Annotated in this window: 10 protein-coding genes; 5 read left to right on the top strand and 5 right to left on the bottom strand. The window is 40.0% G+C overall.

Annotated elements, in window-relative coordinates; all coding sequences use genetic code 11:
• The first annotated feature begins 14 nt into the window (after window positions 1-14).
• The 3 genes from A7P55_RS20915 (at window position 15) to A7P55_RS20905 (ending at window position 5,365) form a co-directional block, all read left to right on the top strand.
• Window positions 15-950: an FAD-binding protein gene (locus A7P55_RS20915; protein ID WP_171553638.1), complete on the top strand. Its 936-nt coding sequence runs from the start codon at window positions 15-17 to the stop codon at window positions 948-950.
• 822 nt (window positions 951-1,772) lie between these two features.
• Window positions 1,773-4,502 (top strand): DNA gyrase subunit A, encoded by a 2,730-nt coding sequence (gene gyrA, locus A7P55_RS20910; protein WP_171553637.1) that lies wholly within the window; start codon window positions 1,773-1,775, stop codon window positions 4,500-4,502.
• Window positions 4,503-4,648: 146 nt separating this feature from the next.
• Entirely contained in the window at window positions 4,649-5,365 is a 717-nt protein-coding gene (locus A7P55_RS20905) for a hypothetical protein (protein ID WP_171553636.1), read from the top strand.
• A gap of 14 nt (window positions 5,366-5,379) precedes the next feature.
• Here the strand turns inward: A7P55_RS20905 and A7P55_RS20900 are convergent, their stop codons facing one another.
• From A7P55_RS20900 to A7P55_RS20885, 4 genes are read right to left on the bottom strand one after another with little or no spacing between them, the layout of a single operon-like run.
• Window positions 5,380-6,492, bottom strand: a complete 1,113-nt coding sequence (locus A7P55_RS20900) for an ABC transporter permease (RefSeq protein ID WP_171553635.1) — start codon at window positions 6,490-6,492, stop codon at window positions 5,380-5,382.
• Window positions 6,489-7,619 carry an ABC transporter permease gene (locus A7P55_RS20895; RefSeq protein ID WP_171553634.1) on the bottom strand — a complete coding sequence of 377 codons (1,131 nt, stop codon included), beginning with the start codon at window positions 7,617-7,619 and terminating at the stop codon, window positions 6,489-6,491. The genes A7P55_RS20900 and A7P55_RS20895 overlap by 4 nt, the downstream gene beginning before the upstream one ends.
• Window positions 7,620-7,622: 3 nt before the next feature.
• Complete coding sequence (locus A7P55_RS20890; protein WP_171553633.1) at window positions 7,623-8,786, bottom strand: efflux RND transporter periplasmic adaptor subunit; 1,164 nt, start codon at window positions 8,784-8,786, stop codon at window positions 7,623-7,625.
• Between the two features lie 12 nt (window positions 8,787-8,798).
• Window positions 8,799-10,295 carry a TolC family protein gene (locus A7P55_RS20885; RefSeq protein ID WP_171553632.1) on the bottom strand — a complete coding sequence of 499 codons (1,497 nt, stop codon included), beginning with the start codon at window positions 10,293-10,295 and terminating at the stop codon, window positions 8,799-8,801.
• Window positions 10,296-10,644: 349 nt separating this feature from the next.
• On the opposite strand from A7P55_RS20885, the gene serC reads away from it, so the two are divergent.
• Window positions 10,645-11,724, top strand: coding sequence for a 3-phosphoserine/phosphohydroxythreonine transaminase (serC, locus tag A7P55_RS20880; RefSeq protein WP_171553631.1), 1,080 nt, complete (start codon window positions 10,645-10,647; stop codon window positions 11,722-11,724).
• A 76-nt stretch (window positions 11,725-11,800) separates the two neighbouring features.
• Here serC and A7P55_RS20875 read toward each other — a convergent pair whose 3' ends face one another.
• Window positions 11,801-11,944, bottom strand: a complete 144-nt coding sequence (locus A7P55_RS20875) for a hypothetical protein (protein WP_004654651.1) — start codon at window positions 11,942-11,944, stop codon at window positions 11,801-11,803.
• Between the two features lie 269 nt (window positions 11,945-12,213).
• Here A7P55_RS20875 and A7P55_RS20870 point away from each other — a divergent pair, with 269 nt between their 5' ends.
• Complete coding sequence (locus A7P55_RS20870; RefSeq protein ID WP_171553630.1) at window positions 12,214-13,422, top strand: integrase family protein; 1,209 nt, start codon at window positions 12,214-12,216, stop codon at window positions 13,420-13,422.
• Window positions 13,423-13,425: the final 3 nt, after the last annotated feature.

Raw genomic sequence — 13,425 nt, 5'->3', positions numbered from 1 at the left:
AGAAGGATAAAATCATGAGTATTTTAGTTATCGCTGATCACAACAACCAGACACTTAACGGTGCAACTTTAAACGTTGTTGCGGCAGCTCAAAAAATCGGTGGTGATATTACTGTATTAGTTGCTGGTTCTGGCGCTCAAGCAGTTGCGGATGCTGCTGCTAAAGTTGCTGGTGTGAGCAAAGTATTACTTGCTGACAATGCTGCTTATGCAAACCAATTGGCTGAAAACGTTGCTGGCTTAGTTGCTGACATCGCGAAAGGTGGATACAAATACGTATTAGCTGCTTCTACAACAACGGGTAAGAACCTTCTTCCACGTGTTGCTGCGCTTCTTGATGTAAGCATGATCTCAGACATCATTGCTGTTGAATCTGCAAACACGTTCAAACGCCCAATCTATGCAGGTAATGCGATTGCAACTGTTCAATCTGACGAAGCTATTATCGTTGGTACAGTTCGTGGTACAGCATTTGATGCAGTTGCTGCTGAAGGCGGTTCTGCTACAGTTGAAGCTGTTGCTGAAGTGAAAGATGCGGGTATTTCTAAGTTTGTAAGCGAAGAAATCGTGAAACTAGATCGTCCAGAATTAACCGCTGCACGTATCGTTGTTTCTGGTGGTCGTGGTGTAGGTTCTGGTGAGAACTATCACAAAGTACTTGACCCATTAGCTGACAAGCTTGGTGCTGCTCAAGGTGCTTCACGTGCTGCGGTAGATGCTGGCTTCGTACCAAACGATTTCCAAGTGGGTCAAACGGGTAAAATCGTTGCTCCAGATCTTTATATGGCGATTGGTATCTCTGGTGCGATTCAGCACTTGGCAGGTATGAAAGATTCTAAAGTTATTGTTGCAATCAACAAAGATGAAGAAGCGCCAATCAACAGCGTTGCTGACTACTGGTTAGTGGGCGATTTGAACACTGTTGTGCCTGAATTGGTATCTAAACTTTAATTCTTTGTGAATCAAGTTTGAAAAACGCTCCGAAAGGGGCGTTTTTTTATGTGGTTAAAAAAGATTGAGATATTTGATTTAATATAAGACATCAATTTTGTTTTATTAATATCTGGAGATATTAAAAAGCTAAGTTGTATTCACTTGGCACATCTATCTAGTTTTTGTTCTTGTCTTCATTGAAGAGAGTGCATATATGCTCTCATGTGTATTGCATTGAAGTTATACGAGCGATACAGGGCTTCCTATACACCAACTACTGATATAGTCAAAATTATTAGTAGATCAAAGGAGTGGCTCTATAAGGGGGAGATAATAAATAGTCGTGAATATTCGAGGGATGACTTATGGGTATGCAGGATTTTTATTAAAGATGTACTATGTTTTTCTTTTAGCGGAAGCACTTTGCTTTGTTTGATATTTTTTCTCGAACTAAACTGTGGGATCTTCAACGCATTCTCATAATATGAATCCTTATTTCTGCATTTATGGGGGGTAATGAGATTGATCTTAAGAAAAAGATAAATCTCATTTAATTCAACACTTTTATTCTATTACTTGACGATCTTTTGCCCAAAACAAGAAAGATTCAACTTTTATCGATTGAGTTTTGATTTGGTAATTTTAAGTTATTAATTTATATAATTTTTTTATTGTAAAAAAATGCTATTTTTAGATGTGTAAACTCACAGTTAGTGAGTGCTTTGTGCTATAATTTTTCGCTGTATTTTTTATTTTTAGTTCAAGCCCTTGAGCTAAATTTTTGCAAGATTGAAGACATAAAAACAGGTACAACTCTCTACCTGTAAACAAGGAGTATGCATGAGCGTATCGGAAATCAGACCGATTGCCATTGAGGACGAACTCAAGCATTCATATCTAGATTACGCGATGAGCGTAATCGTATCTCGTGCATTGCCAGATGTTAGAGACGGTCTAAAACCTGTTCATCGTCGCGTATTATATGCGATGCACGAATTGGGCAATGATTATAACAAAGCGTACAAAAAGTCTGCTCGTGTTGTCGGTGACGTGATCGGTAAATATCACCCTCATGGTGACAGTGCAGTATACGAAACAATTGTTCGTATGGCGCAGGACTTCAGCTTGCGTTACATGTTGGTTGATGGTCAGGGTAACTTCGGTTCAGTCGATGGGGATAGCGCGGCAGCAATGCGTTATACCGAAGTTCGTATGCAAAAACTCACCCATGAAATCTTAGCTGATCTAGAAAAAGATACGGTTGATTGGGAAGATAACTACGACGGTTCTGAACGTATTCCTCAGGTGATGCCAACGCGTATTCCAAATCTTTTGATTAATGGTACGACAGGTATTGCGGTAGGTATGGCGACCAATATGGCGCCACACAACATGACTGAAGTAGTCAATGCATGTTTGGCCTATGCTAATAACCCGAATATTTCTATTGAAGGTTTGATGGAGCACATTACGGGCCCAGATTTCCCTACAGGTGGTATTATTTACGGTAAATCAGGCATTGTAGATGCTTACCGTACGGGTAAAGGTCGTTTACATATTCGTGGTAAGTATCACTTCGAAGAAGACCAAAAAACAGGTCGTACCACGATTGTTTTCACTGAAATTCCATATCAAGTCAACAAAGCAAGAACCATTGAGCGTATTGCTGAGTTAGTCAAAGAAAAGAAACTTGAAGGTATTTCTGAGCTTCGTGACGAATCTGATAAAGATGGTATGCGTATTGCCATCGATTTGAAGCGTGGTGAAAACGCTGAAGTTGCGGTAAATAATTTATTCTTGCATACGCAATTGCAAAACTCGTTCAGCATCAACATGGTCTGCCTAGACAATGGTCAGCCAAAGTTGATGAACCTGAAAGATATTATTGCGGCATTTATTCGTCACCGCCAAGAAGTGGTCACGCGCCGTACCATGTACGAATTGCGTAAAGCACGCGAGCGTGGTCATATCTTAGAAGGTTTGACGGTTGCATTAGCCAATATTGATGCAATTATTGAAACTATCAAAACGTCTGCTAACCCAGCTGAAGCGCGTGAGCGATTACAAGCAGGTGAGTGGTCAGGCGGTGGTGTGGTTGCATTGCTCGAAAAAGCAGGTGCGATTTCTGTTCGTCCAGATGAGATCGAAGGCGAAGACCCAGCGCGTCCATTTGGTTTGTCTGGTGACGTCTATCGTTTGTCACCAACACAAGTAGGCGCGATCTTAGAATTACGTCTTCACCGTTTAACGGGCTTGGAACAAGACAAGTTACACGCAGAATATACTGAAATCTTAGGTCAAATTGCTGAATTAACTGCAATTCTGAATGATTTTAATTTGTTGATGAATGTGATTCGTGAAGAACTTGCGTTGATCTTGCAACAATATGGTGATGGTCGTCGTACTGAAATTGTAGAGTCTGGTGTTGATTTCTGCCGTGAAGACTTGATTCCTGAAGAGCAAGTTGTATTGACCGTTTCTCAAACTGGTTATGCAAAAACTCAACCACTTTCTGATTATCAAGCGCAACGTCGTGGTGGTCGTGGTAAGTCTGCAACAGCAATGAAAGATGATGATATCATCCAGCATTTAATTGTTGCCTCGAACCATGCAACAGTACTGTGCTTTACCAATGTGGGTAAAGTTTACCGCTTACGCGTATTTGAAGTACCTCAGGCGTCTCGTGGTGCAAAAGGCCGTCCGATTATTAATTTGCTTCCATTGGATGCGAATGAAACCGTAACCGCAATTTTACCGCTGACAGAATTCCCTGAGAACCATTATGTGTTTATGGCAACTGCGTCAGGTACGGTCAAACGTGTAGAACTTGCACAATTTAGTAATGTTCGTTCAAACGGTTTACGTGCGATTGAACTGAATGAAGAAGATACCTTGATTGGCGTTGCGATTACCGATGGTAACCAGCAGATCATGTTGTTCTCGAATGAAGGTAAGGCAATCCGTTTTGCTGAAACTGATGTTCGTGCCATGGGTCGTACTGCTAAAGGTGTACGTGGTATGCGCGTCAGCTTCGCCAGCAATACGATCGAAGCTGAAGATGCTGATGTTGAAAATGATGACAGCGATGACAATGATGATTCATCAGATTCAAACTTAGTCAGCCGCATTGTTTCACTCGTCGTTGTGCCTGAAACGGGTGAAGTGCTGTGTGCATGTGCCAATGGTTATGGTAAACGTACCCCAGTTGATGACTTCCCAACCAAGAAACGTGGTGGTAAGGGTGTAATTGCGATTAAGACCAGTGAGCGTAATGGTGAGCTTGTCGGCGCAGTATCAATTGATGAAAGCAAAGAACTGATGTTGATTTCTGACGGTGGTACATTGGTGCGTACGCGTGCTGCTGAAGTTGCAACCACAGGCCGTAACGCGCAAGGTGTTCGTTTGATCCGTTTAAGCGATGCTGAAACTTTAGTTGGTGTTGTTTCGATTGAAGCGGTAGAAGATGACGAAGAGTTAGATGCTATTGATGAAGTAGAAAATACCGAAGCTGAAGCAATCACTTCTGAACAAGTCGCTGTTGAACCGAAAGATGATACGCCAGAAGCGTAAGCAATAATTTTTTAAAAAACCCAAAGTTATCTTTGGGTTTTTTTATGCTTATTACGAAATTGACTTTGTTTTCTATATATTGGTCAATCTAATATTTTTAATTTGAATGTATAAGATATATTGATAAAAAATAAAGGGAATATAAAATGCAAAAAAACTATGCACCAATCTATCCTCATGACCCGATTATTGAAATTTTTGAAAATATTTATTTATTAAGAGGAAGTATCAGGCTTGGAATTGGGCTTTCCATGAATCGCAATATGATTATTATTAAGCAAAACAATGAGCTGACATTAATCAATGCAGTTAGGATGTCTGAAACAGAATTAGAAAAACTGGAAGCCTTAGGGTCGGTTAAACATATTATTCGCTTAGGTGACTTTCATGGCTTAGATGATCAATTTTATATTGATCGCTATCAGGTAACATTTTGGAGTCAACCACACCATGTGAACTATCCAGATTTATTTCCGACAAAGACTATTCAATCAGATGCTATTCCACCCATTAAAAATGCTGAATTCTTTATATTTGAACAAGCAACTTGTCCTGAAGCGATTTTATATATAGAGGATAAAAAGCTGTTAATCACGACGGATAGCATTCAATACTGGAGTGATTGGAAATATTTTAGTTTACTGAGCAAAATCATCATTTACCTTATGGGATTTCGACTCGGTTTATTTATTGGTGGGCCTTGGTTAAAACGTGTTACCCCTAAGCATGGAAGCTTGAAAAGTGATTTTGATCGCTTGTTGCGACTCGATTTTCAGCATTTAGTTGCAGCACATGGCACAGTTCTAGAAAACGCAGCTAAAGAAAAACTAGTAAACGTTGTCAAAAAGCAATTTGGTATCTGATGATAAAAAGGAAGCTATTCAGCTTCCTTTTTTATTGGTTCGATCATGACTAAGCGATAATAAGAAATTGCCAATAATATTGCAGCGACTGTCGCAAGATAAATCAGTTTTGGCACAACAATGGATGTAGGTACACCCATCTGATTGAGTTGTACAAACATTTGTACACCATGCGTTGAAGGCAGTGTCCATGCAAACCATTGCATCCAATGCGGCATGGCTTCATGTGGCCATGCGGTACCTGTCAGCAAGAATAAGGGTACTGAAGTCACTACAATCAAATGACCAACCCGCTCTGGCATATCAACCAGTGAACCGACCAACATACCCAAACCAATTATGCAGCTGACATAAATCGGTACGGCAAGTAGCATGCCCCAGAAATTGCCGCCATGTGGATATTCATATAGCCAGAAGGTAAAGCCAAATAAATACAGGCAACCCAAACAGCCTGTGGTAAAGATGGCTGCAAAAGTTGCCCAGAACTCGATGGGTTCTGCCACCCAGCCTTGTTCACGGTAACTGGCAATCAGCATCGCGAGACCCAGTAGAATAGTCTGATGAATAATCAAACTGGCGACAGCAGGAAAAATATAACTGCCATAACCCGACAGGGTATTAAACAAAGGAATTTGATGAATTGAAATTTCTGGTTCAAAAGCAGAAGCACTGCCGAATTTTTCCAGATGCTCTTTTAAGGTATATTCAATAGAACCTGCTAAACCTACACCCACTTCTTTGGTTCGGATGAAATAAGCCGTACTCAAGTATAAGCCAATGCCGCCCATCTCACCACGTTTTAAGCTATTGGTGAGATTTTCAGGGAGTAACAAAATACCTTCAGCTTGCTGGTTTTTTACCATGCGCTGTGCTTCGAGAAAGTTATCTGTCACCGTCGTGATTTTGATATGTGGGCTATTCGATGCTTGGCCGATGATTTTTGAGGTCAAAACGCTCTGTTCTTCATCCACAATCACAATCGGAATATCTTCTGCCGATTGTGCTTTATAGGCAGTTGGATAGAAAAAACTATAGAGTAAGATCGCCGCAATCAGGGTGGTAAACACCGAGCTATTGGCAAAAATGTTTTTAAAGGTCTGTAGGTAATAGCCGAAAAATGATTTCATGAGCATAGCTCCTGAGTATTTTTCTTTAACAGACGGACACTTAGCACAAAAAATAAGCCTGCAAAGATCAGTAATACCCCTAATGGAACCAGTGAAACATACAGATCACTGCCAATAATCCATTGCTCGGTTTGTAGTTTGGCATAAGGGGTGTAGGGAATAATCATCGACCAGAATTGAGTAAATGCGGGTGCATTATTCAGTGGTAATGTAATTCCAGAAAAGCTTGGCGATGATCCACCATAAAGCGCGATAAAACCAAAGGTTTTGGGTAAATTCTGGGTAGCTAACACCACTGTACTGCTAATCACGGCATAGGCAAAATACAGCAAAAACTGTGCAACCAGAATGAGCATCAGTGAACCCGCGATAAAGTAACCACGTATATGTGCGAGCCAGAACATCCAGCACCACGTCCATGCACAGAAAATAAAGACATAGAGCAGAATTTTACCGAGTAGACTGGAGATAATTTGTTTTGAGTTTACCCATTCGCCAACGGTCTTGCGCTTAAATTCCTGACCAATGGCAAAAGCCACACAGCAACATAGGAGTAAATGTAAAACTGCTGGCACCATAAAAGGTTCCAGAAACAACTCATAACTCATGCTTGGGTTATACAAGGTTGAGATCTTGATGTGCGGTGTTGGCATATCCAAATAGGGAATCGTATTGGCCAAATAACTGTGCCCCATATAATCAGCCAGACCATTTAAGGTACTGATCAACATGGCAGAGGAAATGGTATTACCGATACTAAAAAAAGACTGGTTATAGGCAATACTGATCTGCGCATCTTGGGCTTTGACCAGACGTTGCTCAGCCCCCTCAGGGATCATCACGAATCCCCAAGCTTCGGTTTTATTGATGAGTCGTTCGGCTTCATCTTGGCTAGCGGTAATTGTTTTAACCTTCAAGGTATGATTGATACTGAGTGCATGAATTACCTTGCGGCTCATTTCACTTTGATCTTGATCAATCACCACAATCGGTAAATGTTCCGCTTTACCCGCGGAAAACATACTGCCAAATAACAGAATCACTAGCAAAGGAGCAATAACTGCCATAAACAAATCAACTTTATGGCGTTTTAAATAGCGCAATTCCCGCAGCATCACTGCAAACATCGCTTACTTTGCCTCTTCAATTTTGAATAGTACGCTCATACCGACTTTTAAATCTGGAATACTTTGCTCTGGAACCAAGTGGAACTTAAAACTGCGAATATCATAACCACCAGTTTGGCGCGTGGTTTTGATGGTTGCAAAGTCACCTTCAGCATCAATATTTTTGACTTTAAACGTGGCTTTTCGATTGAGGGCCGGTATAAAGCCTTCTATCGTTTTCATTTTATAAACAGAGCTATACAGATCTTCGCGGACATTTAAGCTGACCCACAAATCATGATCTTCGATAATGCTGACCACAGGAACTGCAGTTGCTACCAATTCTGTTGGTTTACCATAAGTCTTAGATACGGTTCCATCTGTTGGTGAATACAGCTTGGTTTCTTCAGTTAAGGCATTGGCTTCTTTTACTGCGGCTTGCGCCATCGCAACTTGTGCATCGGCAGTTGATTTTTGTTGTTCAGTACTGCCACGTTTGGCACGGGCATATTGTTGATAAGCTGCCTCGGCTGTTTCACGGGCAGAGGTTTGTGCTGCGAGCATTTCATCACGGCGTTGACGCGAGATTACACCTTGTTGAAATAAGGTTTCACCACGCTTATAAGTTGTTGCTGCTAACTCCGCTTGAGTTTTCAGGGCTTGCCAATTGGCATATAGCGTCTCGATATTCTCTTGTTGTGCACCACGATATACGGTTGAGTGAAAGGCAGTTGCACTTTGTAGTGCCGCTTGTGCCTGTTCCTTTTTCGCTTCTAATTCTGGGCTGACAAAACGAACCAGTGCTTGACCTTTTTTAACAGCTTGACCTTCAGATACGTAAAACTCTTCAATTCGGCTCGGGACTTTGGTGCTGATATGTACCGTTTCTGACTCAACCCGACCTTGTAACTCAATTGCTTGCGGTTGATAGGCTTTCCATAAACCAAATGCAATCAGACCTAAAAGCAGAATTAAAATAATTAAGCCGATGATTTTTGCCTTGCCTTTTTTGGGTGGTTCGGTAGGTGGTTGCTGTGTATTTGAGTTTGAGGTCTCAGATCTCGGCTGTTCTACCTTTTCTGTAGAGGTCACTTGTGCTTGAGATGGTTCAGAAGCTTGAGTCTCAGTCTTATTTTCCACTTGATCTGTATCACGTTCTGAATTGGATGCTGATTGATCTTGGCTCATAAATTTCTCCAATTAACGGATATAGTCAGTACGTGGTTGGTTAACATAAAGTTTGAACTCATCAATCGAGCCGTAACTTTGTAATAAAGTCGCTAAAGATAAGATGTATTTATAGGAATTTATCGCCATCTCACTTCTTAATGCACTGAAGGCATTTTGTGCATCAATCACTTGAGTCGCAGTGCCCATACCTTCTTTAAATGAAAGCTGTTGGATACGTAAGTTCTCTTGTGCGGCTTTGGTGTTTTGGGTTAACAGTTGATGGCTGGTCTGAGACGCATTTAATTCGCTATAAGATTTGTACAGCACATTTTCGACTTCTTGCTTGGTGCGCTCTGTCATCAATTCTGCAGCGTATTTTTTCAGTTCGGCAGCACGAATATTTTTATTGTTATCAATGCCCGAGAATAGATTGTATTTGGCCATCACACCGACAATCCAATTCTCTTTATTGTCCAACCCATATTCACCAAAGGCAAACAGGCTTGGTTTTTTCGCAGACTGTTGTACTTTGATATTTTCATTGGCAAGCTGAGTGTCCATTTGCAGCTTTTTAATCAAACTTGAGTTTTGATCGTAATTTGCGAGCAGTTTATCCAAAGAGTGATTTTGGCTCGTATTTACAAACAGGGGAGTACTTAGGTTTAAAACTTCTTTACTCTGTAGGAGGTTTTTGAGACTAAACTGACTCGCTTGCAGATTCGACTGCGCATTTTGATAGGTGCGTTCTGCATTATTGCGCGCCACTTCAAACTGCATACGTTGCCCTTTATTAATAAAACCTTGTTTCTCTAATTTAAGTGCATTGTTATAGTGTTCTTGCATCGCATTTAAATTAAACAGGCTGGCGTTGAGTAACTGTTGTTGTAATTGCACATTAAAATAGGATTGAATCATCTCAAAGCGTTGTGAATCTTGTTGTTGTTTTTCACTGATATTTGAGCGTTGTGCTTGAATGGTGGCAATCTGTTTGGCACTGTTAATTTTACCGCCAGTATAGAGTGGCATCACCATTGAAATTGAAGTGCGTACATCATGGTCTTTCACCGTGACATCCAGATTGTTGGGTACCTGATTTAAACCTTCATGGACCGTCTGATCAAAACCTTGGCTGACTTGATCAATCACTTCTGGCGGAAGCACATTGCCCCATTGTGATAATTTGTCGTCAAATCCGCGAGTGAGTGAATTTTCGAGTCGACGTTTACTTGATTCTAAGGGCACGCTGGTTTCGCTATGAAATGAATAGGCGCGGGCATTTAAATCAATACGAGGTAAACCGAGGTGTTTGACAGCTTCCATTTCAAGTTGGGAGGCCTGTTGTAAGGCCTGTTGAGCTTGTGTTGAATAGGCATTTTCCACAACATATTGTTCAGCTTGGCTATAACTCAATGTTTGTGCAAATAGGGCCGTAGGAAATAGGGCACAGCTGATTAAGCCTATACTCAAGCTTAACATTTTAGGAAAGCGCTGGACCTTAAAACTCGGTCGATCATGTCGTTTCAACATTTGGTTATGTCGCAATTTAATAATATCCTGAGTAAGTCTAAATTCTTTTTATAAAATTGAAATAATATGTTTTTAATTAAATAGTTATATCGACACTTTTGGTGTAGTGAAATTGTAAAAAGTAGAGTTTTTAATCTAAATAAACCTCAGAAAAAACATGAAAATGAGCTGTTTTAATCGACTGTTGAGGCTTGGCCTAAAATATTATTTATGAACCTAACAGGATTGAAAAATTAATATTATTTTCTCGGTTAAATTGAAATATTTAGGTGATAAGCTGCTGCAAGCTTCGCCAATCTATGGTTAAATTCCCATTCCAATTTGTTCCACTTTAACAAGGGAAAAACTCATGCGTGCTTATAATTTCTGCGCTGGTCCTGCTGCATTACCTACTGCCGTTTTAGAAAAAGCTCAACAAGAATTGTTGAATTGGCAGGGCAAAGGTCTGTCGATCATGGAAATGAGTCATCGTAGCAATGACTATGTTGCTGTGGCAGAGAAGGCTGAAGCTGATTTACGTAAGCTCATGAACATTCCTGAAAATTATAAAGTCTTGTTTTTACAAGGTGGTGCATCTTTGCAATTTTCAGCGATCCCACTGAATTTATTGGGTAAAAACAACAAGGCGGATTATATCCATACGGGTATTTGGTCTGAAAAAGCACTCAAAGAAGCCAAACGTTATGGCGATATTAATATCGTTGAAGCGGGGACTTTAATTGATGGTAAACATGCAATTACTGAACAGAGTACTTGGAACCTTTCAAACGATGCTGCTTATGTGCATTATGCGGATAATGAGACTATTGGTGGCTTGCAATTCGCGGCTATTCCAGATGTGAATGCACCGTTGGTTTGTGATTATTCATCTAGTATTCTGTCTGCGCCATTGGATGTCAGCAAATTTGGTTTGATCTATGCGGGTGCACAAAAGAATATTGGCCCAGCAGGTCTAACTATTGTGATCATTCGTGATGATCTATTAGATCAAGCAAAACCTGAAATTCCAAGCATCTTAAAATATGCCGATCAAGCTAAAAATGGTTCAATGGTGAATACGCCTGCGACCTACGCATGGTATTTATCTGGTCTAGTATTTGAATGGTTGCTTGAGCAGGGTGGGGTAGATGCGATCTATAAAGTGAACCAAGAGAAAGCCAAACTGCTTTATGGTTATATTGATTCTAGCGATTTCTATAACAACCCAATTGCCATTCCAAACCGTTCAATGATGAACGTACCTTTTACTTTAGCGGATGAAGCACTTGAAAAGATCTTCTTGCAAGAAGCTGAACAAAATCACTTACTGAACTTGGCAGGCCACCGTTCAGTGGGCGGTATGCGTGCAAGTATCTACAATGCTGTACCCTTAGAAGGTGTTCAAGCATTGGTGAACTTTATGGATGATTTTGCGAAACGTCATGGTTAAGCCATAGAGTATCGATAAAATAAAAGCCCTCAACATTGAGGGCTTTTATTTGCGAATAGGGTAGTGGTCAAAAAGTTTAAAAAAAGCCAATTCGATGAAACATGAGTGCTGCTAAAAACATACCAAGTAAAAAAAAGCAAAAAGCACCAACATCAAGTTTAAGACCTTGATCACTCGAATGAATCAGACTGGTGGTCGTTTGTTCTGGTATAATTTTCATTAGAACGCCTAAAATGCCATTTATGTGATTTTTTGTCACTTATGTGCAGTTTTAGCATAAATATTAGTATGAATAAAGATCAATTTAACTTTATTACATACCATTTCACAAAAAACATATAAACTTCAATTCTCAGCTTGTTTCACCATTACCAACCATTTCATAATACAACACTCTATTTCATGTCATTTGTGTACATATTCGTGTACATAATGGCTTATTACGATTTTTAAATCGATTGTGTGTACATATTATTTTTAGAGTTTGAAATGGCATTATCTGAAGCTTGGCTAAAAGCAAATAATGGTAAAGAGCGAGAAGCGGTTGAAGTAGTTGCCGACCGTGACTCTATGAGTGTAAGAATATCACCGAAAGGTAAGATTGTCTTCCAGTTGAGGTACAGATTCAATAATAAACAAGAAAGGGTTGATCTTGGTACCTACCCACACATAAGCCTCAAAGATGCACGCTTGGAAGCTACACGGCTTCGTGGCCTGTTAGATCAGAATAAAAATCCAAAGTTGGAATTGCTGGTAGAGAAAGAAAAGAATATAAACCCCGTCACATTCAAAGAAGTTTTTTTAATGTGGTATGAATCATATTGCTCTAAAAATAAAAAAGAACATGAAAGCATTAAGCGCATGTTTGAGAATCATCTATTTAATAAGCTGGGTAATCACCCTATAGATCGAATCGATATTAGTGATTGGTTAGGGATTTTTGAGGAATTAGCAGGGCGTATACCAGGCACAGCAAAAAACCTTTTATCGAACACAAAACAAATGCTGAAATGGGCCGCTAAACGCAAATATATTCAAACCAATATTCTTGCTGACGTTTACCCTAAAGCCGATCTTAATATTACATCGATACCAACAAAGCGCGTTTTAACTGACGATGAAATTGTGGTTTTCTATGAATGCTTAAAATGGTCGAGATTGACTACTAAAAATAAAATCTTTTTAGAATTGTGCCTGATCTTTGCATGTCGTAATGGCGAACTTAGAAGGGCGGAAAAGAAACACTTTGATCTAAAGCGGAAAATTTGGAAGGTGCCGCCATCAAACCACAAAACAGGGTACAAGAACGATAAAACGCTGATACGTCCTATTTTGCCGTATATGGAAGATTTGATCCGTGAGGCGATGGAACTAAGCGAGGGTAAGTATTTATTCAGCAATGGCAAAAACATTGACGAATATCTGACTGATCCAGCATCCACAGCATTGCCTAACAGTGTGATCGGCTGGGTGAAGCGATTCAAAAAAGAAACGATGGAGCATTGGTCATTACACGATCTACGCAGAACAGCACGCACAAACTTTAGTGCATTCTCAAAAAATAGAGATATTCACGAAATTATGATTGGGCATGTTCTACCCAACAACCAAGAGGTATATGACTTATATGGTTATGTCTTGGAGCAAGCGGAAGTTTATGAAAAATGGATTGAGAAGTTACAACATTTGAAGGGATAAAAA

Origin of the sequence: Acinetobacter sp. Ac_5812 (assembly GCF_013072695.1) — a bacterium.
Classification (GTDB): Bacteria; Pseudomonadota; Gammaproteobacteria; order Pseudomonadales; family Moraxellaceae; genus Acinetobacter.
Note: the sequence above shows the minus strand (reverse complement) of the source record. Positions and strands in the feature narration are given on the sequence as shown.